An 18,211-nucleotide genomic window follows, 5' to 3' on the forward strand; every position below is an offset into this window, starting at 1 on the left:
GCAAAAAAAACGTTGCCAACGCTTGGGAAAAAGAGTAGAATTCGCTTTGCGTGATAATGATTATCATTGTTAATTAGATCGACATCATCTTCCATCCATTCACTCTTATAGGTAAGGGGTCTTCTTTCGATGAAATGGCGCAAAACAACGACCGGAGCCGCCGTGATGTCCGCGCTGCTCGCCGTCTCGGCGGCGGCAGCCGGCTGCAGCAACGACGGCGCGCACGTCAAGGTGACGGACTATAATTTCGACACGGCCGGCAACATGTTCGCTTACGCGGAATTCGAGCTGTCCGGCGAACCGCTGGCGGAGTCGCTCGGCGTCGATCTCGACGTGCTGGACGCGGGCAAGATCGACGAGCCGACCGCGTTCGACTATAAAGCGGGCATCGAATCGTACGAGTATTCCGAGGAGGGCATGTACGAGGTCGTGGAGAAGTCCGGGCTCGGCCTGCACCTGGCGAACGGCCCGGCGACCGCGCTGGAAGCGAAGGCGGCCGGCGTCTCCAACAACGAGCTGCTCGCGTCCCGGTTCCGGCATATGGCCGAGAGCGTCGGCCAGCCCGCGGAGGACATTCAGCAGAACATGTTCCCGACGTTCATCGAATATGCCTCGGGCGACCCGCAATACCCGCAGCCGGTCGATACCGGCAAGTTCGCCGACGGCGAGAACGGCGCGTACATCCCGAATTACCAAGTGAATTTCGCGTCGCTCCGCTGGGACCGCGACAAGATGAAGAAGCAGCTCGTGCCGGCCGCGTACGGCGGCGCGATGCTGAAGCAGTCGCTGTGGGCCGGAGATTTCCTCGGCAACCTCCACGACGCGAAGAGCGACGAAGAAGTGGACGCGTCGACGGCGAAGGAAGGGCCGGAAGGCGGCCAGGGGCTGAAGCTCGGCGTCAGCTCCGTCGACGGCATGCAGGGGATGATTTTGACCGACGAGGTCTGGAACAAGCTGCTGTACGTCCGCGACAACCTGTTCTATAACGCATCCGCGAAGTCGGTCGGCGCGCTGTCGGCTTCGTCCGAAGGCTACTTGCCGCACGCGGTCGACGTCGAGGAGGACGGCAGCAAGGACTTCGCCGGCGTCAAGAGCCTGAAGGTATCCGACGGCCGCAGCCTGCTGCAGGATCAGTGGCTGATGCTCTGGCCGGCGTCGGAGTTCTTCGGCATGACCGATCAGCGCCCGGCGAACCCGAACCGCAACCCGGCGTTCGCGCGCGTCTTCGACGGCGACCCGTTCCCGGCGGCGCCGGCCGTCAACACGGATGCCGACGACGCCAACGACGTCGACTCCACGGACCCGTACACCGTCGCGCGCGACGTGCTGCTCGCCGTGTTCGACAACGTGAAGAACCGCCACTGGAACGAGAAGGCCGGCGCGTTCGTGACGGAATCGGACGGCGCCGCGCAGGGCGCGCAGGTGGACACGTTCCAGGCGGGCTATACGATCGAGGCGCTGCGCATGTTCGAGCGCGCGATCGACGGCCTGCCGGTCGGCTACGCGAACGGCGAAGCGGCCGAAGGCCTGAATACGCCGCAAGGCGCCGCGGCGAAGGACATGATCGTGAAGCAGGCGGATTTTATCCTGAATTCGCTGATCAACAAGGACGGCCTGGCCGTGACCGGCTACGACACGGCGAAGGGCGAAGCGAGCGCCGACACTTCGCTTCGGGCGCAGATCGGCGCCATCCGCGGGCTGACGTCCGCGTTCCTCGTCACCGAGGACGAGAAGTACCGCGACGCGGCCCGCAAGCTGTACGCGGCCATGGACGAGAAGCTGTGGGACGACGGGCTGCAGGCGTACAAGACGAACGGCGACAAAGCCAGCTACGACGCGTTCACGGCGGGCGGCGTCTCCGCGGTGTTCCGTCTGGCGCTCGAACATCTGAAGAACACGAGCGGCGACGCCGATGCGGCGAAAGCGCTGGACCAAAGCGCGATTCAAGAGCGCTACGTGACGTTCTTCAAGCATGTCGTCAACGGGCCGAAGCTCGACGAGGGCATGCAGGCCAGCGAATTCTGGGATACCGGCGACGCGTACAAGGAAGGCGACGATTCCGGCAACACCGACGGCGACACGGTGCCGCAAATTCAGAAGGGACATGGTGAACATGGGATTGCTCCGATCCTTCTTCCGGTCGAAGTTACCGATTAACGGACGGCGGGCGGTCATGACGGCGGCGGGTGCTGGAGCACTCGCCGCCGCGGCGTTGCTCGGCGGCTGCGCCCATGACGGGGAGAAGGCGGCCCCGGCTCCCCAGTCCGGCAGCAGCATCGTCGCGAGCCCGGACGGGGAGACGCTCTACGTAGCGAACGGCGACAGCAACACCGTGTCCGTCGTCGACGCGAAGAACCGCAAGGTCGCGAAGGAAATCGCCGTCGGCAAGGAGCCCCGCGAGCTGGCTTTGTCGGCGGACGGGAAGACGCTCTACGTGACGTGCCGCTATGCCGATTCGGTGGAATGGGTCGACGTCGCCAAGGGCAGCGTGCTCGGCTCGGTCAAGACGGGCATCGAGCCGTACGGCATCGTCGCGAGCCCGGACGGCCGGACGCTGTATGTCACGAACTATCGCTCCGGCACGGTGTCGGCCGTCGACGCCGAGAGCCGGCAGGTCAAGGACAGCGTCTCCGCGGGGGACAACCCGCGCGCGCTGGCGCTGTCGGCGGACGGCGGGAGGCTGTACGTGTCCGATTATTTGACCGCGGAGACGTCGATCTTCGACACGGCGACGATGAAGCGGGTAAGCGACGGCACGCTGGCGCCTTCCCCGGATGTCGCCGACCGGAAGAAGAGCCAGGGCACGCCGAACACGGTGGAGCAGGTCCGGCTGACGCCGGACGGCGGCTCGCTGTGGGAAGCGCATCTGCTGACGAACACGGACACGCCGGTCCAGTTCGAGGAAGTGATCTTCCCGGCGCTGTCCGTCGTGGACGCGCGGACGGGCAAGGAGGACGCCAAGGCCCGCAAGGAGCTGTTCAAGGCGATCGACGTCAGGGACAAATTCGGCAAGACGATCATCGTCTCCAATCCGACGGACGTCGTCTTCTCGCCGGACGGCAAGAAGGCGTACGCGCTCATGGGCGGCAGCGAGGACCTGCTCGTCTTCGACTTGGCGCGGGGCGGCCGCGCGGGGCAAATCATCCACCACCTGCCGGGCGATCTGCCGATCGGCATGGCGCTGTCGCCGGACGGCGGCAAGCTGTACGTGCATAACGCGAGCTCGCACGATTTGACCGTCGTGACGCTGCCGCCGACGGAAGAGGAAGGCGGGCAGGCCCGCGTGGACGGCGAGCCGGTGAAGCTGGTCGCGCGGGACCTGCTGAACGCGCAGCAGCGGCTCGGGAAGACGCTGTTCTACAGCGCGAACTCCGACGACAATCCGCTTGCGGGGAACAATTGGATGAGCTGCGCGTCCTGCCATTCCGACGGCGAGGTCGACCGGCTGTCGATCATGACGGCCAAGGGACCGCGCAACGTGCCGAGCAACGCGCTGGCGTTCGAGACGGGGCTCTTCATGTGGGACGGCAGCCGCGACGACTTCTATGACTATATCCATACGGTGCAGGGCGAGATGGGCGGGCTAAGCGAGGTCGATCCGGCGAAGCCGCTGCCCGCGGACGCGCGGAAGCTGTTCGACGCGCTGGAGGCGTACATGACCATGCCCGACGCGTTTCCGGTGCCGCGCAGCCCGTTCCGGACGGCGGACGGCCAGCTGACCGAGGACGCGGAGCGGGGGAAGGCGATCTTCGAGGGCAAGGCGCAGTGCGTGGCCTGCCACGCGACCGACGTCATGACCGACAGCGCGATGGCCGTCGGCTCGGACGGCAAGCTGACGACGGCCGATACGGACTTCCTGCACGACGTCGGGACCGTTAACGGCGCGGACGTCGATTACGGCGGCGACGCGCGCGGCGCGTTCGCGAACAAGCGCCTGCGCGGCGTCTACGATACCCCGACGCTGCGCGGCGTCTACGCGACGGCGCCTTATCTGCACGACGGCAGCGCGCCGACGCTGGAGGACGTCGTGAAGCGGGCCGGCGACCGGCACGGGCATGCGTCGGAGCTGTCCGATAAGGAAATCCAAGACTTGGCGGCGTATTTGAAGCAGATTCAGTAGCGGAACGGACGATAGCCGCAGCGTGAGCGCTGCGGCTTTTTGCGCCGCCGATAGGCGGGCGGGCGTCGGCGTCGGCCTGCGGCGGATCGGACCCGGAGGCCGCCGCAGGCTCGGCACCGTGCCGGGAGAGGGCGTTTATTTTGCCCGTGTGGCGTGGTCTTTCTTGTCCTTGTGCCGGTTCAGCAGCGGGATCGAGATGGCGAATTGCTTGCAGTTGTCCTTCGTGATGCCGTTCCGGTCGAAGTGCAGCACGGCGTTGATCTCTCCGCCGAGGACGATGATGACGCTCGACAGGTAGAGCCACGTGAGCAGGACGATAATGCCGCCGATGCTGCCGTACGTTTTGGAATAGTTACCGAAGTTGTTGACGTAGAACGAGAACGCGAGCGACGTGGCGATCCAGCCGAACGTCGCGAACAGCGCGCCGGGGACGACCTCGCGGAACCGCAGCCGCAGATTGGGGACGTACAGGTACATGGCGGCGAACACGACGGCCATCACGGCGATCGGCAGCGCGAACTGGGCGATGCTCCAGACGGCGTCGATGCTGCCGGGCAGGCGCGTCTCGCGATACAGCATGTCCCCGATGACGCGGCCGAAGATCAGCATGACGAGGCTGAACACGATCACGAGCGCGAGCACGAGGGTGAAGACGAGCGAATAGGCCTTGACCTTCCAGAACGGCCGCGTCTCCTCGACGTCGTACGCCTTGTTCAGCGCCTTCATGATCGCGGCGACGCCGCTCGACGCCGACCAGAGCGTGACCAGCAAGCCGAACGAGAGGAGGGAGCCGCTGCGCGAGTTTTGGATTTCCTTGAAGGAGTCCGCGATCGTCTGGGCCGACAATTGCGGCATCACGGGCCGGATGCGGTCGATGACGTCGTTCACCGTCAAGTCGGCGAAGCTGAGCACCGCGATCAGGAAGATCAGGAACGGGAAGAACGCCAGAATCAAATAATACGTCAGCTGCGCGCCCATCGCCTGCACGTCGTCGTCCTGGAACCGGCAGTACAAATGCTTCGAGAACGACAGCACGCCCATGCGGCGCCGCGGTTTCCGCGGCTGCGCCGCGGGCGAGGGGCGGGTGCCGCCGGACGGTACGGTTCGGGGATCGGGAAGCCTGGCTTTCTCCGATTCGGGCATCGACCAAGGATTGGCCATCTGGATCTCCTCCTCGATATCGTTTACTGATCATTAACCAGCCCCCACAGCGGACAAACTAGGGCGGCTCTTTATCCTATGCGGCGTTTCGGGGGTTCTTGTCCTTCTCCGCTTGACAATCCATGCGCAAGAGCGTCATAATCGTTCTAAAGCAATGACGGGAACAAGTAAGCGCGGACGAATGCTGCAGAGAGCCGGTGGTCGGTGGAAACCGGCGCGGACGTCCGAGGCCGAATGGATCCCCGAGCCGCGATGAGGAAAGCGATCCCCGGGATCGGCCGTATGCATCGCCGTTTCGCTTCGCGTTAAGAAGCTTGGAGGTTTGCCGCGCCGACGCGGGCACGATTCGCGAAAAGCGGGACGCGGGCAAACGAATTAGGGTGGCACCACGGTCCTCGTCCCTTTGCGGCGGAGGGCTTTTTTTGCGTTCACATTCAAGGAGGCGTAGAGACATGAAACGCGTATTATCCGGCATTCAGCCGAGCGGTCAGCTGACCCTGGGCAACTACATCGGAGCCATTCAAAATTTCGTCAAGCTGCAGGAAACCCACGAGTGCTACTTCATGGTCGTCGACCTGCACGCCATCACCGTGCCGCAAGAGCCTGCGGCCCTGCGGGAACAAACCGAGTCGGTCGCGGCGCTGTTCATCGCGGCCGGCATCGATCCGGCCAAGGCGAGCGTATTCGCGCAGTCCCACGTGCCGGCGCATGCCGAGCTGGGCTGGCTGTTCACGACGCTGTCCTACATGGGCGAGCTGGAACGGATGACGCAGTTCAAGGACAAATCGAGCGGCAAGGAGTCCGTCGGCACCGGCCTCTTCGTGTATCCGACGCTGATGGCCGCGGACATTCTGCTCTACAACGCGGACCTGGTGCCGGTCGGGGACGACCAGAAGCAGCATCTGGAGCTGACGCGCGATCTGGCGCAGCGGTTCAACCAGCGCTTCGGCGACACGTTCACCATTCCGGATCCGTATATTCCGAAGGTCGGCGCGCGCATCATGTCGCTGGACGACGGGACGAAGAAGATGAGCAAGAGCAACCCGAATCCGGGCAGCTACATCGCCTTGCTGGATCCGCCGGACGTCATCCGCAAGAAGATCAGCCGGGCGACGACGGATTCCGGGCGCGAGGTGCGGTTCGATCCGGCCGAGAAGCCGGAAGTCAGCAATCTGATGAGCATCTACGCGCACTGCGCGGACATGACGCTGGACGAGATCGCGGCGCGTTACGAGGGACAAGGCTACGGGGCGTTCAAGAAGGAGCTGGCGGAGCACGTCGTGGCGAAGCTGGAGCCGCTGCAGCGGCGGTACGCGGATATCCGCGGCTCCGGGGAAATCCACGACATCCTGAAGCGGGGCGCGGAGCAGGTGTCGGCCGTCGCCAACGAGACCCTTCGCGCGGCGAAGGAGCGCATGGGCTTCCTGCTGCCCCGCTGATCGACTCGCAAGCTTGGGCCGCAAGGCCGGCATAGGGAAAAAAGAAGAACGCCGCAGACGGGGGATTACCCTTGTCTGCGGCGTCTCATTTTGGCGTTGACGATGAATCCGGCTCCGATGCTGAAGACGGTCAGAACGAAAAACAAGAGCGCGAGCCAGCCGCTATAGCTGATGGAAATAGCGGTGGCGCACATAAGCAGCACGGAGAAAACGGCGAAAAACAACGCCATGGGCTTGGACACGAATACCTACTCCTTTAGCTCGTCAAATATTTGCGCAAGGTTAGCATATTCTCCTCGCGAACGAATCATAATAAGTTTGCAACACACCATCGTAAGAGTTGAAAGGAGAAATTACAACATGGCAGGACGTAACAACGGAAGCAGCAATACGTTGGTTGTACCGCAAGCAAACGCAGCTCTTCAGCAAATGAAATACGAAGCCGCACAAGAGCTGGGTATCCAAATCCCGCAAGACGGCTACTATGGCAACTTCTCGACGCGCGACGCCGGCTCCCTCGGCGGTTACATCACGCGCAAGCTGGTCCAAATCGCCGAGCAACAACTTTCCGGTTCCTCGCAGTTCCGTTAATCCATAACCGGATCGAAGAAGCAACGGCCAGAAGCTCAAGGGCAACCTTGAGCTTCTGTTTTTGCATGAACGGACGCGCAAAAGCCTCTTCTATTTTGCAAGAAGAGGCCCTCCGAGTCAATACGTGTTCATGCGCAGCCGTTTCTGCAGCCGTTCGTCGCTGAGCCAGCCGACGTACGAGCCGAGCGTTTTGTGCTCCTTATCCATCAGAAGCACGCCGACGAACGGATACTGCTTTCGGTGCCGGTAGCGGACGTCCGACCAGCGGACTTCATAGCCCCAGGGATGCTCCTGCACGTCGGCGCAGGCGAAGGAGGTGAAGTACAGGAACGCGCGGATGGACGGATCGTTCCGGGACTTGTCGATCGCGGGATGGTCTTCGCAGCGGGCGCTGTCGATCCAGCGCAGCTTGCCCTGCCGGAAATCCCCGATGAAGAAGCGGCCGTCCGGCCGGCGTTTGACGACGTTCCAGTCGTGCAGCGAAATCGTCGGAATCAGAATGTGCTTGTCGCCGGGCCGATAATCGGGATCGATCCGGGCGAGCCGCCGCTGCAGCGTCCGGTGAGTCACGGTCCGCCAGATGTAGTACACGATCAGGAAAGCGTACAGCAGCGGGAAGATGACCGCGGGGTCGCCGACCCGGAGCGCCCACAAGGCGATGGCGACAAGGTGCGAGACGAAGATGACCGGGTCGAAAATATGGATGATGTTCCACGAAATCCATTTCTGCGTAAACGGCCTGGCCGCTTGCGTCCCGTACGTGTTGAACAAATCCGAGAAGACGTGGACGCATACCGCGAGCAGCACCCAGCCGCCGACATGGACCCACGGGAGACGGAAACGGAAGATCGCTTCGATGAGCAGGGTAATGGCGATCGTCCAAAGCGCGACGGCGGGAATGGAGTGGGACGCGCCGCGGTGGTGACGGATGTAGGCGGCGTTGCTCTTGAGCCGGAGCACCCCGTCGAGATCGGGCGCCTGCGAGCCGACGACCGTGCCGATCAATACGGCGGCGTACAGCGTCTGATCCCCGGCGACGACCGGGTCGACGGCGGCCAGCCCCGCGAGCCCGATGCCTACGACCAAATGCGTTCCGCTATCCATAGCTGAGAACCTCCTTGCATGCGTATGCGAAAATGGACTGATGGAATGGTGTATACTTCATATATGTACGCTTAAGTATTTTCCGAATCGTGGGCGTTTATAACGGGAGGCTGAAATTCATGTACATTTGTTTCGTCGAATATCGGATCGCGCCCGAAGCCGAGGCGCAGTACCGCGCCTGGATCGCGGACAAGCGTTCGGAAGCGCCCGGCTTCGCGCTGTACGAAGGCACCGACCAGCCGCAGCTGTTCGTCGAGGTATGGAACGCGGGCAGCCTGGAGGAGGCGGAGAACGTCAAAAAAGAACGCTGCGGGGAGCGTTCTTCTTGGCGCCATATGGCGGATTGGGTGCCGGGCGGCGCGGCGAAAATCCACGCCTGGACGTTCAAGCCCGTTACGGACGGCCGAGCGGAGCGGAATTCGTCGTAGGCGACGAAGGCAGCGCCGTGTTATTCGTGATGGTCACGCCGTTGAACGTGTACGAGTAGTTGATCGGGCCGTCGAACGTGACGTAGTCGAGGTTCAGCGTCAGCAGCAGGTAGCGCATGCCCGTGGACGGATCGCTGATGATGATGTGGTCGCGGCCGGCGGCCTCGATCACGCCGCGGAACACTTTCGCGTTCCATTCGCGGTTGTTCTCGTACGTCATGTAGAACGTCGCCATTTTGCCGCGGTTCATCCGCAAAATGTTCTCGACGTAGGATTCTTCCGAAGCCCCCCCGACGACGTTACCGCCGCCGGCCGCGATGAAGGATCCGTTCGGGATCATAGGCGGCTGCGCGGACGCGCCCGCAACGAGCGGCGACATGCCTTGGCTTTGCGCCTGGACCGGCATTTGAACCGGCAGCTGCATCGGCATTTGCGACGACATTTGCATCGGCATTTGCGCCGGCAGCGTCGTCGGCATCTGCGTCGGCATGCCGTAGCCGTAACCCGGGAATCCGCCCGTGCTTGCAGGGCTTACCGCTGTGTTGTACCCGTAACCGTTAGACATAAGATGTAACTCCTCGCTTTCTTGAATGGGTGACTTTGTTCATAAACCGCAGGACAATCGAAAGACTCGGGCGCGTAGAAGCAATGGGCTTTATATTTATCGACCAGCCGCTGTTCCCGCCGGGCCGCCGGCTGGCTGCCGCCCGGACTCCGGTAGACCATCTGCTGAATCGTGCGGATGTTGCGGACATCCAAGCAATTGCCGGACACGCGTTCGGCTTCGGGGCGCAGTAGCCGGGCCGGCTTCGCTTCTGCCGAATCGGACTTGACGACCGCCATCGCCGAAGCTTCCGCTTCCTTTCGTTCAGGTGGGCCATGAACCACATTGACACTGTATGGGGCTCTGGGCAAAATGGTTCCAACCGGTGTCAAATTCATGAACAGGAACCGCGAACATTGTCAAGAGCTTGTTTTTTCGGTATGATTAAAAACGATTTTAAAACATAGAAATGAGCGCCGAAACGACGCTCATCGGGATCGGAAGCGGGGAGGCTGGCTGTGCTTAAAGATTATGTGGCCCTGACAAAACCGAGCATCATTCGCTTAAACGCGATTGCGGCTTTCGGCGGGTTCTGGGTCGCTTCCAAATGGGATATCGATTGGCTGCTGCTGCTGTACATGCTCATCGGTTCGGCTCTGACGATGGCATCGGCGTGCGTGATTAATAACTATTGGGACCGCGAGTTGGACACGAAGATGGAGCGGACGAAGAACCGCGCCCTGCCCGCGAAACGGCTCAATCCGACCGCGGTGCTCGTGTACGGCATCGTGCTCGGCATTATCGGCGTGACGGTGCTGTTCACGCTGGTGAATCCGCTCACGGGCTGGCTCGGCCTGCTCGGCATCTTCGTGTACGTCGTCATCTACACGATGTGGCTGAAGCGGACGTCGACGTGGAGCACGTCCATCGGCGGGATCTCCGGCGCGATGCCGCCGGTCATCGGGTACTGCGCGGTCACGGGCGTCGTCGACGAAGGCGCGTGGATCTTGTTCGCCCTGCTGTTCCTGTGGCAGCCGGCGCATTTCTGGTCGCTCGCCATCCGGCGGGTGGAGGAGTACCGCGCGGCGGGCTTCCCGCTGTTGCCCGTCGTGAAGGGCATTCCGCGGACGAAGCTGCAGATGCTGCCTTACGTCGTGCTGCTCATTCCGACGGGGATTTTCATGTTCGCTTACGACTACGTCGGCTACACGTTCCTCGTTATTTCGCTGCTCGGCGGGCTGCTCTGGCTCGTGCACACGATCATGGGCGTGCGGGCCGGCGACACCACAAAGTGGGCGAAGACGAACTTTTTCATTTCCATTAACTATCTGATGGTCGTGTTCCTGATCATGATCGCGGATACGAATGGAGCGATCGGTTAGGGGGAGACGCTTTATGCGCGTCATGCGCAAGTACGGATTCGCGATCGCGGTGCTCGCGCTTTGCGCCGCGATGGGCCTTTATTTGTATCTTTCGTCCACGAAGGGCAGCGCCGTCAACCTGGACCAGAACCTCAAGGCGCCGAGCTTCGCGCTGACGGATCTGGACGATAACCAGGTCACGCTGGCGGACACGAACGGCAAGGTCAGGGTGATCTATTTCTTCTACGCCAACTGCCCGGACATTTGCCCGCCGACCACCTACCTGATGACGCAGGTGCAGGACAAGCTGAAGGACAAGGGGACGTTCGGCAAGGACGTCGAGTTCATGTGGGTGACGTTCGATCCGAAGCGGGACACGACGGACGCGCTGAAGACGTACGCGAGCAAGTTCGACATCGACGCCGGCGGCTGGAAATTCCTGCGCGAGGACAGCGAGGAAGACACGGAGAAACTGATGAAGGATTTCGGCTTGGGGCTGGCGAAGGATCCGAGCACGAACCTGTTCACGCATTCGGACGTGATTACGTTCGTCGACCGCGAAGGCGTGGTGCGCAAGTACTTGACGGGGTCCATCGACGAGACGCAGAACGCGGACAAAATCGTGGACGTCATCGACGCGCTGGTCAAAAAATAAGCGCCGATGACCATTTTTCTCTCCATATTGTGGAACAACGTAATCCCGCTGTCAGTCATGATCGCTCTAGGCATCACGCTGCATCGGGTTTTTTCTTTGGACATCAAAACGTTGTCGAAGCTCAACTTTTATCTGTTCTCTCCGGCCGTCATCTTTAATTTATTGTACACGACGGACATTACGGTGTCCGTGCTGCTGAAGGTGCTGCTGTTCTTCTTCGTCTTCATGCTCCTGCTCTACGGCTGCGTGGAAGTCATGATCCGGCTCCGGGGCACGCCGGGCGGCATGCGGGGAGCGGTTCGCAACAGCGTCCTGTTCTACAACAGCGCGAATTACGGCATTCCGCTCAACCAGCTCGCGTTCGCGTCGAACCCGTACACGCTTTCCGTGCAGGTGCTGATCATGATGATGCAGTCGCTCATCCCGAATACGTACGGCATCTACAACGTCAACGCGCATAAGCTGCGGGCGAAGGATATCCGCCGGACCATACTCGGCCAGCCCGTCATCTACGCGATTCCGCTCGGCTTCCTGCTCCATACGCTGCAGGTCCCCATTCCGCAGGCGCTGTCCACGCCGCTCGGCTATTTGGCAAACGCCTTCATCGGGACGGCGCTCATCACGCTCGGCGTGCAGCTCGGCAGCATAAAGCTGACGTTCCGCCATCCGAAGATGAAGGACGTGCTGCTCGCCTGCGGCCTTCGGTTGATCGGAGGCCCGCTGCTCGCGCTGGCGGTCGTCTGGCTGATGCGAACGAACGGCTTCACGGCCGTCGACGCCTTGATGGCGAAGGCGCTCATCGTGTCCTCGTCCGTCCCGACCTCGCTGTCCAGCGTGCTGCTCGCCGTCGAATTCGACAACGAGCCGGAGTTCGCGTCCCAGGTCGTGCTGCTGTCGACGACGCTCAGCATCGCGACGGTGACGGCCGTGATTTATTTCCTCCACATTTGACGGCGGGACGGTCAAATGCCGTCCTCTTTCGACCATATGGCGCCGCTCTCGGGCGGGTACTCGATATACGCTTCGAGGCCCGCCTTTTCCAATTGCTCGATCAAGTACTCTTCCGGCGTCTTCTCCACGCCGGGATAGCCGCGCCGGGTATGAATGTGCTCGGCGTCGGGGAAGGCGTCGCGCAGCATGCCGCGGATGCGCCGTCCGGACGAGTCGTTGTCGGTAAAAATGTAGATCTGCTTGTCGCCGGCTTCGCGGCGGAGCTTGTCGATTTGCAGCGCGCCCGGCGTGCCGTGGGTGCACAGGATGGGCACGTCCGCGTTCAGGACGCGCCGCAGCCGGCTTCGGTCGTTTTTGCCTTCCACGATCAGGGCGATGTCCATGGCGTTCACCTCTTACCGCCATCTTACCGCATTTGCGCCGGAAACGGAAAGACGGCCCGCCGTCGTCCGGCGAGCCGTCTATTCACGTCGAATTGGTCCTAGCAGAAGCAGCCGCTGAATACGATTACGAGCAGGATGAAGAGTACGAGGATAATGCCGATATGACCGAAGCCGTGATGGCCGTGGATTCCCTCTACGGACATTGTGAGTCACCCCTCTTTCGCCTATGGAGGACTAAGGCGTCTGGCGTTCTGCGCGAAGCATCACTGCCGCTTGCCACACAGTACTATATGCCCCGGAGTGACAACAGCCCTGTGCGCTTACCCAGAATGCGAAAAATGGGCGTCGGCGCGGTCTCGGGTGCGCGGGGTGTCGGCGTAGAAGGGCAGCACGGATACGGCGATCATGAGTCCGACGAACGCGATGTAGTACGGCGAGACGAAGTCGCGCAGCTGGCCCGCCAGCATCGGGCCGAGGAAGGCGCCGACGGAGAAGGCGATGGACAGGATGGAGAACACGCGGCCGTACCGCTCGCCGCCGCTTCGCTCGATCAGCAGGGAAGACAGCGCGGGGAAGATGACGCCCTTGGCCATGCCGAGGACGAACAGCAGCGCGTAGAACGGGATCGGCACGCCCGCGGCGATCGCGAAATAAGCGAGCGCGAGCAGGAAGGCGCCCCACAGCGAACGCTGAAACGGCGAGCGCCTGTTCAGGAACAGCATGCTGAGCGTGAACAGCGCGCCGAGGCTGACGATGGAGAAGAGGAGTCCCGTCGTCATCATGCCTTCCTTGGTCGTCGACATGAGCGGCAGCTCGAAGGACAGGATGCCCTGGGCGCAGCTCATGGCGACGGGCAGCAGGAAGATGAGCCACGGAATGACCGTCGTCTTCCCGCTCTTCTTCGCCGCTTCGACGCGCATGCCGATCGCTTCCGCGCCGGCCTTCGCCTGCGCGCCGCCGGACAACGGCACGGCCATCTGCGCGGGCACGTCGCGAATGAAGAAGAGCGCGCAGGTCGCCGTGACGATCAGGATCCAGCCGAGCACGTCGAAGGCCGTCGTGAAGCCGATCTGCGCCACGAGGTAGGCGCCCGCGGCCGGCGAGACGACGGAGGCGAGGGTGTGGATGAAGCCGTTGCCGGCCATCAGCTTGCGCTGCCGGATGCGGCTCGTGGCGATCCGCGCGAGCAGCGACATGCAGGCGGGCGAGAGGAACGCCAGCACGAAGCCGCTGACGGAACGAAGCGTCAGCAGCTGCCACGGATTCGTCACGTGGGATTGCAGGAGCAGGATGACGCCGGCGGCGCCGAGGCTGAAGACGATGAACAGCCGGCTTCCGAACCGGTCGACGCCGACGCCTGCGATCAGATTGCCGGGCAGATGCGTGATGGAATACAGCCCCATCATGAGGCCGATGAACGACGGCGCGGCCCCGAGCGACACGGCGAACGGGGTCAGGATCGGATATTGGGCGTGCAGGTCGAAGAACGCGACGAACAGAAACAGGTACAGCCAGATGGCGGTTCTCATAACGCGATCACTCCTTCGGGACGGACAAACCGATTGTTACTACTTGTACGCGGCCCGGGGCCGGGATATGTCTGGGCTTGGGGCCGGTTTACGCTCCCAGGGTCCTCGGGTATAATGGTTGGTAGAATGACCTATGGGCGGTATAATGGAGGCGTGCGCGCAAATGAGCTTTGATTTTAACTACGATACGGATACATGGGTGCAGTTTTTCAAAGACAACTGGCTGATGCTCGTCATCGCGCTCGTCGTGCTGTTCCTCGTCCTCCGGATCGTGAAGACGGTCGTGAAGTGGCTGATCGTCGTCGCGATTCTCGCGGGCGTCGTCATCTACAGCGGCTACTCGCTGGAGGACGTCAAGTCCATCGGCACGAAGGTGGCGGACGGCGTGAAGCAGGAAGCGATCTCGGCCATGGCGGGCGAGGCGAAGGACGCGACCTTCACGGATAACGGGGACGGCACGTTCACGGTGAAGACGAAGAACTTGGAGCTGGACGGCAAACCGGGCGACGACGAAGTGGAAGTCTCGTTCCGCGGGACCTCGCTCGGCAAGTGGAAAATCGACGCGACGATCCGGACGCTGATCGACCAGGCGAAGCAGAACGTCTGATTCGCCGGCCGGTCTGGCCGCAAGACGCGTCATTCTGAAATTCAAAGGAGGCCTCATCATGCATTCATGGGTTCAAACCCTGCTCAAACCGGAACCGGTTGCGCTCATGGTGGCGCTCATCCTGCTTGTTTCCCTGATATCGGGCATGCGAAGAGGTGCGTCGGGTTCCGCGAAGCACCTTTTCTTTTTTGTCTGGCAGGCGATCGCGGTCATCGTGTCGCTCGCGCTGGCCGGCCGGGGGGCCGTCTATCTGTCTCCGCTCGTCCGGGACTGGCTGGCGGCGCGGGACATCGCCGTGCCGAAGGAAGACCTGGGCGCGCTGAAGCAGTTTTGGTACACGGCCGTCACCAGCCTGCGCGACTTCGAGCTGCTGCGCTTCGGCGTGCTGTTCCTGCTCTTATATATCGTGATGCGAGTGGTTATTAACGCGCTGGAGCCGGTGCTGTTCGGCCTGCTGGACGCCGTGCTGCCGGCGCGCAGCCGCGACGGGCGCGGTCGCGGCGGTTCGCCGCTGATCGCCGGGACGGCGAGCCGGACGACGGGGGCGCTGATCGGCGCCCTGCTCGGCGGCGGCCGCGCGTTCATCCTGATGGCTTGCCTGTTCGTCTACGTATCCGTGCTGCCGAACGCGTTCGGCACGGACATCATCCGCGCTTCCGCGCTGTATAATAAAACGGCGTCGGAGCTGCTCGATCCCGTCGCCGGCGACGTGCTGAAGCGCGGGCCGGTCATCACGCAGGCGGTGGAAGCCGAATTCCGCCGGGTGCTGGAGCGCAAGTACGAAGTGATCGACGCGACGATCCCGCCGGATATCGGCGCGGCGGCCGCGGCGGCGATCAAGGGCGACAAGTCCGACGAGCAGAAGGCGCGCGCGCTGTACGACTGGGTCGGCACGCGGATCGCCTACGACTGGGACAAGGCGGACGATTACGTCGAGCGGGGCGTTTGGAAGGAACAAGCGCCGGCGGATACGTTCAAGACGCGCAAAGGCGTCTGCATCGACGTGGCGCGGCTGTACGCGGTCATGGCCCGCTCCGTCGGGCTCGACGTGCGCGTCGTGACCGGCGTCGGCATGACGGGCGACGGCGGCTACGGCCCGCACGCGTGGAACGAAGTGAAGCTGGCGGACGGCAGCGGCGCCTGGATCCCGCTCGACGCGACCTGGGCGTCGTCCGGCGATTGGTTCAACCCGCCGGGCTTCGACAAGACGCATATCCGCGAGGCGTAAGGAAGTCAAGCGGGAATAATGGAGAGGAAAGGGGTCCAAGCACGTGGAAGACGATCCGCAAAAGCGGGAGATCGCGAGACGCCGACATTTTGCGTTCCGGCTGAACTTATTCTTTTTCGCCACGTTTTTTCTGTTCAGCGTCCTGATCGTCCGGCTGGCGATCCTGCAGTTCGTCGAAGGCCCGTCGCTTCGCGAGGAAGAGGAGAAGCGGGGCTCCACGAAGGTGCTGATCCCGCCGATCCGGGGCAACATCTACGATTCGGGCGGCAAGGCGATCGCGTATTCGACCTCGACGCAGTCGCTGTATTACAGCATCGAGCCGGGCGAGAAGAAGGAAGACTCCATCGCGACCGCCCGCCAGCTCTATTACGTGTTCCAGCAGCACGGAGATCCGAAGGCCGCCGTGTCGCTCGAACAGATCGTCAAGAACATGGACCTGGACTACAAGAAGAACACGGTGTCCGTGCCCCGGCGCATCAAGAGCGGCCTGACGCCCGACGAGATCGCCTATTTCCTCGAGAACCGCGACCTGTTCCAAGGCATCGACATCGTCGAGGAAAGCATCCGGCACTACGACACGGCCAACACGGCCGTCCAGCTCGTCGGCTACTTGAAGAAGTTCGGCGGCGGCGCCGAGAACGGACTGTACAAGGACAAGGCGAAGACCGACGATCCGCGGCTGAAGTATTTGCAGCAGGAGGACGTCGGCTATGACGGCATCGAGTACATGTACCAGGACGTGCTGCGCGGCAAGAACGGGCTGAAGGTGTACCCCGTCAACGCGGCGAGCCGCATCATCGGGCCGCCGGTCGTGACGAAGCCTGACAAAGGCGACAATATTTATTTGACCGTCAACCGCCAGGTGCAGGAGACGACGGAGAAGGCGATCATGGATCAGCTGCATTATCTCCGGACGACGCCGACGGATAAACGTGCGCCGAACGCCAAGACGGGGTACGCCGTCGCGATGGAAGTGAAGACGGGCAAAGTGATCGCCATGGCGAGCATGCCGGATTACGATCCGAACATCTGGGAAGGCGGCAGCATCAGCACCGACGATTACAACGCGATCAAGTACGTGCTGCAGAACGGCGCCGTCAGTCCGGTCATCGGGCCGTACGACGATCCGAAGGAGCAGCGGAAGCATCCGTCCTCCATCGTCTTCCTCGGCTCGACCCAGAAGCCGCTGTCCGTGCTGATCGGGCTGAACGAGAAGCTGTTCACGACGAGCAGCGCGTATACGGATACGGGTTCGTTCTACTACGGGAAGGAAGGCTCGACGCGCCGCCGGATCGGCAACGCCAAGGGGCATGCGTACGGCACGCTCGACCCGTCATCCGCGATCTCCCATTCGTCCAACCCGTTCATGGCCAAGATGGTCGGCGACGCGCTGTACCGGAAGGATCCGAAGAACGGCGTGGAGATCTGGGATAAATACGTGAAGCAGTTCGGCCTCGGCGTGGAGACGGGAAGCGGGCTGCCGAACGAAAGCAAGGGCGTCATCGGCTACTTCCACGAGAAAGAGGCGGCGAGCTCGCAGTCCGCGCTCATTCTCGCGTCGTTCGGGCAGATGGGCCGCTACACGACGCTCCAGCTCGCCCAATACGCGGCGACGCTGGCAAGCCACGGCAAGCGGATGAAGCCGCAGTTCGTGAAAGAGATCCGCGACACGGACGGAAACGTCGTGCAGGGCTACAAGCCGGAAGTGCTGAACGAGATCCATTTCCCGGATGCCTACTGGAAAGAAATCGAAGCCGGCATGCTGAAGGTCAGCGTCAAGGAATTCAACGAAGCGCCGTACAAGGTGCTGCGCAAAACGGGGACGTCCCAGCAGCAGGTCAGCGGCAAGACGGTCGAGAATTCCGTCTTTATCGCGTCCGCGCCCGCCGACGATCCCGTCGTCGCCGTCGCCGTGGTCATTCCGGAAGGCGGCTTCGGCGCGGACGGCGCCGCGCCGGTCGCGCGCAAAATTTTGGACGCGTACAACGATTACATCGGCTTCGACGGCGTGCCGAAGAAGCCGGCCGGTTCGCCGTCGGGCGGCTCCGTCGGCGGCAACCCGTGACCGGACGGGTCCGAACGTTCCGACGGGCGAGCGATGCAGGCGCCG

General features: G+C 62.5%; 18 protein-coding genes and 1 other annotated feature. Of the genes, 11 read left to right on the top strand and 7 right to left on the bottom strand.

The annotated features are described in order from the left end of the window. The first annotated feature begins 129 nt into the window (after positions 1-129). The gene (locus BMZ79_RS12810) at positions 130-2,157 is read left to right on the top strand and encodes a hypothetical protein (RefSeq protein ID WP_090640689.1); all 2,028 of its coding nucleotides are present in this window, start codon (positions 130-132) and stop codon (positions 2,155-2,157) included. A gap of 16 nt (positions 2,158-2,173) precedes the next feature. Beyond that, positions 2,174-4,120 (top strand): beta-propeller fold lactonase family protein, encoded by a 1,947-nt coding sequence (locus tag BMZ79_RS12815; RefSeq protein WP_090641004.1) that lies wholly within the window; start codon positions 2,174-2,176, stop codon positions 4,118-4,120. Positions 4,121-4,255: 135 nt separating this feature from the next. Here the strand turns inward: BMZ79_RS12815 and BMZ79_RS12820 are convergent, their stop codons facing one another. Continuing rightward, positions 4,256-5,281: a YihY/virulence factor BrkB family protein gene (locus BMZ79_RS12820; RefSeq protein ID WP_256252710.1), complete on the bottom strand. Its 1,026-nt coding sequence runs from the start codon at positions 5,279-5,281 to the stop codon at positions 4,256-4,258. Between the two features lie 145 nt (positions 5,282-5,426). Next, positions 5,427-5,687: a binding site (T-box leader), on the top strand. A gap of 46 nt (positions 5,688-5,733) precedes the next feature. Here BMZ79_RS12820 and trpS point away from each other — a divergent pair. Continuing rightward, on the top strand, positions 5,734-6,720 hold the full coding sequence (gene trpS, locus BMZ79_RS12825; RefSeq protein WP_090640691.1) for a tryptophan--tRNA ligase: 987 nt from the start codon (positions 5,734-5,736) through the stop codon (positions 6,718-6,720). Positions 6,721-6,785: 65 nt separating this feature from the next. On the opposite strand, the gene BMZ79_RS34275 is transcribed toward trpS, so the two are convergent. Continuing rightward, the gene (locus tag BMZ79_RS34275; RefSeq protein ID WP_177222131.1) at positions 6,786-6,962 is read right to left on the bottom strand and encodes a DUF5325 family protein; all 177 of its coding nucleotides are present in this window, start codon (positions 6,960-6,962) and stop codon (positions 6,786-6,788) included. Between the two features lie 118 nt (positions 6,963-7,080). On the opposite strand from BMZ79_RS34275, the gene BMZ79_RS12830 reads away from it, so the two are divergent. Beyond that, on the top strand, positions 7,081-7,311 hold the full coding sequence (locus BMZ79_RS12830; protein ID WP_090640693.1) for an alpha/beta-type small acid-soluble spore protein: 231 nt from the start codon (positions 7,081-7,083) through the stop codon (positions 7,309-7,311). Positions 7,312-7,428: 117 nt separating this feature from the next. Here the strand turns inward: BMZ79_RS12830 and BMZ79_RS12835 are convergent, their stop codons facing one another. Beyond that, positions 7,429-8,415: a metal-dependent hydrolase gene (locus tag BMZ79_RS12835; RefSeq protein ID WP_090640695.1), complete on the bottom strand. Its 987-nt coding sequence runs from the start codon at positions 8,413-8,415 to the stop codon at positions 7,429-7,431. A 119-nt stretch (positions 8,416-8,534) separates the two neighbouring features. On the opposite strand from BMZ79_RS12835, the gene BMZ79_RS12840 reads away from it, so the two are divergent. Further along, positions 8,535-8,843, top strand: a complete 309-nt coding sequence (locus tag BMZ79_RS12840) for a hypothetical protein (protein ID WP_090640697.1) — start codon at positions 8,535-8,537, stop codon at positions 8,841-8,843. Here the strand turns inward: BMZ79_RS12840 and gerQ are convergent. Beyond that, positions 8,809-9,408, bottom strand: coding sequence for a spore coat protein GerQ (gene gerQ, locus BMZ79_RS12845; protein WP_090640698.1), 600 nt, complete (start codon positions 9,406-9,408; stop codon positions 8,809-8,811). The two genes, BMZ79_RS12840 and gerQ, sit on opposite strands and share 35 nt — an antisense overlap. Beyond that, positions 9,375-9,686, bottom strand: a complete 312-nt coding sequence (locus tag BMZ79_RS12850; RefSeq protein ID WP_371263718.1) for a hypothetical protein — start codon at positions 9,684-9,686, stop codon at positions 9,375-9,377. Before BMZ79_RS12850 ends, gerQ begins: the two co-directional genes overlap by 34 nt. A gap of 213 nt (positions 9,687-9,899) precedes the next feature. On the opposite strand from BMZ79_RS12850, the gene cyoE reads away from it, so the two are divergent. Genes cyoE through BMZ79_RS12865 form a run of 3 tightly spaced genes read left to right on the top strand, consistent with a single transcriptional unit; the run spans position 9,900 to position 12,354 of the window. Next, positions 9,900-10,769, top strand: a complete 870-nt coding sequence (gene cyoE, locus BMZ79_RS12855) for a heme o synthase (RefSeq protein WP_256252733.1) — start codon at positions 9,900-9,902, stop codon at positions 10,767-10,769. Between the two features lie 13 nt (positions 10,770-10,782). Then, on the top strand, positions 10,783-11,403 hold the full coding sequence (locus tag BMZ79_RS12860; RefSeq protein ID WP_177222132.1) for an SCO family protein: 621 nt from the start codon (positions 10,783-10,785) through the stop codon (positions 11,401-11,403). A gap of 6 nt (positions 11,404-11,409) precedes the next feature. Then, positions 11,410-12,354, top strand: coding sequence for an AEC family transporter (locus tag BMZ79_RS12865; protein ID WP_090640703.1), 945 nt, complete (start codon positions 11,410-11,412; stop codon positions 12,352-12,354). 11 nt (positions 12,355-12,365) lie between these two features. Here the strand turns inward: BMZ79_RS12865 and BMZ79_RS12870 are convergent, their stop codons facing one another. Both BMZ79_RS12870 and BMZ79_RS12875 read right to left on the bottom strand, forming a co-directional pair. After that, the gene (locus BMZ79_RS12870; RefSeq protein ID WP_090640705.1) at positions 12,366-12,737 is read right to left on the bottom strand and encodes a toprim domain-containing protein; all 372 of its coding nucleotides are present in this window, start codon (positions 12,735-12,737) and stop codon (positions 12,366-12,368) included. A gap of 320 nt (positions 12,738-13,057) precedes the next feature. Beyond that, the gene (locus tag BMZ79_RS12875; RefSeq protein ID WP_090640706.1) at positions 13,058-14,266 is read right to left on the bottom strand and encodes an MFS transporter; all 1,209 of its coding nucleotides are present in this window, start codon (positions 14,264-14,266) and stop codon (positions 13,058-13,060) included. 163 nt (positions 14,267-14,429) lie between these two features. Between BMZ79_RS12875 and BMZ79_RS12880 the strand changes: the two genes are divergently transcribed. From BMZ79_RS12880 to BMZ79_RS12890, 3 genes are read left to right on the top strand one after another with little or no spacing between them, the layout of a single operon-like run. Beyond that, positions 14,430-14,873 carry a hypothetical protein gene (locus BMZ79_RS12880; RefSeq protein ID WP_090640708.1) on the top strand — a complete coding sequence of 148 codons (444 nt, stop codon included), beginning with the start codon at positions 14,430-14,432 and terminating at the stop codon, positions 14,871-14,873. A 58-nt stretch (positions 14,874-14,931) separates the two neighbouring features. Next, entirely contained in the window at positions 14,932-16,101 is a 1,170-nt protein-coding gene (locus BMZ79_RS12885; RefSeq protein WP_090640709.1) for a transglutaminase domain-containing protein, read from the top strand. Positions 16,102-16,144: 43 nt separating this feature from the next. After that, positions 16,145-18,166 (top strand): peptidoglycan D,D-transpeptidase FtsI family protein, encoded by a 2,022-nt coding sequence (locus BMZ79_RS12890; RefSeq protein ID WP_090640711.1) that lies wholly within the window; start codon positions 16,145-16,147, stop codon positions 18,164-18,166. The last annotated feature ends 45 nt before the right edge of the window (positions 18,167-18,211 follow it).

It is taken from the genome of Paenibacillus sp. UNC496MF (assembly GCF_900113915.1).
GTDB lineage: Bacteria > Bacillota > Bacilli > Paenibacillales > Paenibacillaceae > Paenibacillus_Z > Paenibacillus_Z artemisiicola.

What these genes read in the sequence shown, in the direction of transcription:
- BMZ79_RS12835 (WP_090640695.1), bottom strand. Translation starts at nt 8,415, where the DNA reads ATGGATAGCGGAACGCATTTGGTCGTAGGCATCGGGCTCGCGGGGCTG.
- BMZ79_RS12830 (WP_090640693.1), top strand. Translation starts at nt 7,081, where the DNA reads ATGGCAGGACGTAACAACGGAAGCAGCAATACGTTGGTTGTACCGCAA.
- BMZ79_RS12885 (WP_090640709.1), top strand. Translation starts at nt 14,932, where the DNA reads ATGCATTCATGGGTTCAAACCCTGCTCAAACCGGAACCGGTTGCGCTC.
- gerQ (WP_090640698.1), bottom strand. Translation starts at nt 9,408, where the DNA reads ATGTCTAACGGTTACGGGTACAACACAGCGGTAAGCCCTGCAAGCACG.
- BMZ79_RS12840 (WP_090640697.1), top strand. Translation starts at nt 8,535, where the DNA reads ATGTACATTTGTTTCGTCGAATATCGGATCGCGCCCGAAGCCGAGGCG.
- trpS (WP_090640691.1), top strand. Translation starts at nt 5,734, where the DNA reads ATGAAACGCGTATTATCCGGCATTCAGCCGAGCGGTCAGCTGACCCTG.
- BMZ79_RS12865 (WP_090640703.1), top strand. Translation starts at nt 11,410, where the DNA reads ATGACCATTTTTCTCTCCATATTGTGGAACAACGTAATCCCGCTGTCA.
- BMZ79_RS12870 (WP_090640705.1), bottom strand. Translation starts at nt 12,737, where the DNA reads ATGGACATCGCCCTGATCGTGGAAGGCAAAAACGACCGAAGCCGGCTG.
- BMZ79_RS12875 (WP_090640706.1), bottom strand. Translation starts at nt 14,266, where the DNA reads ATGAGAACCGCCATCTGGCTGTACCTGTTTCTGTTCGTCGCGTTCTTC.
- BMZ79_RS12820 (WP_256252710.1), bottom strand. Translation starts at nt 5,281, where the DNA reads ATGGCCAATCCTTGGTCGATGCCCGAATCGGAGAAAGCCAGGCTTCCC.
- BMZ79_RS12810 (WP_090640689.1), top strand. Translation starts at nt 130, where the DNA reads ATGAAATGGCGCAAAACAACGACCGGAGCCGCCGTGATGTCCGCGCTG.
- BMZ79_RS12880 (WP_090640708.1), top strand. Translation starts at nt 14,430, where the DNA reads ATGAGCTTTGATTTTAACTACGATACGGATACATGGGTGCAGTTTTTC.
- BMZ79_RS12860 (WP_177222132.1), top strand. Translation starts at nt 10,783, where the DNA reads ATGCGCGTCATGCGCAAGTACGGATTCGCGATCGCGGTGCTCGCGCTT.
- BMZ79_RS12815 (WP_090641004.1), top strand. Translation starts at nt 2,174, where the DNA reads ATGACGGCGGCGGGTGCTGGAGCACTCGCCGCCGCGGCGTTGCTCGGC.
- BMZ79_RS12850 (WP_371263718.1), bottom strand. Translation starts at nt 9,686, where the DNA reads ATGGCGGTCGTCAAGTCCGATTCGGCAGAAGCGAAGCCGGCCCGGCTA.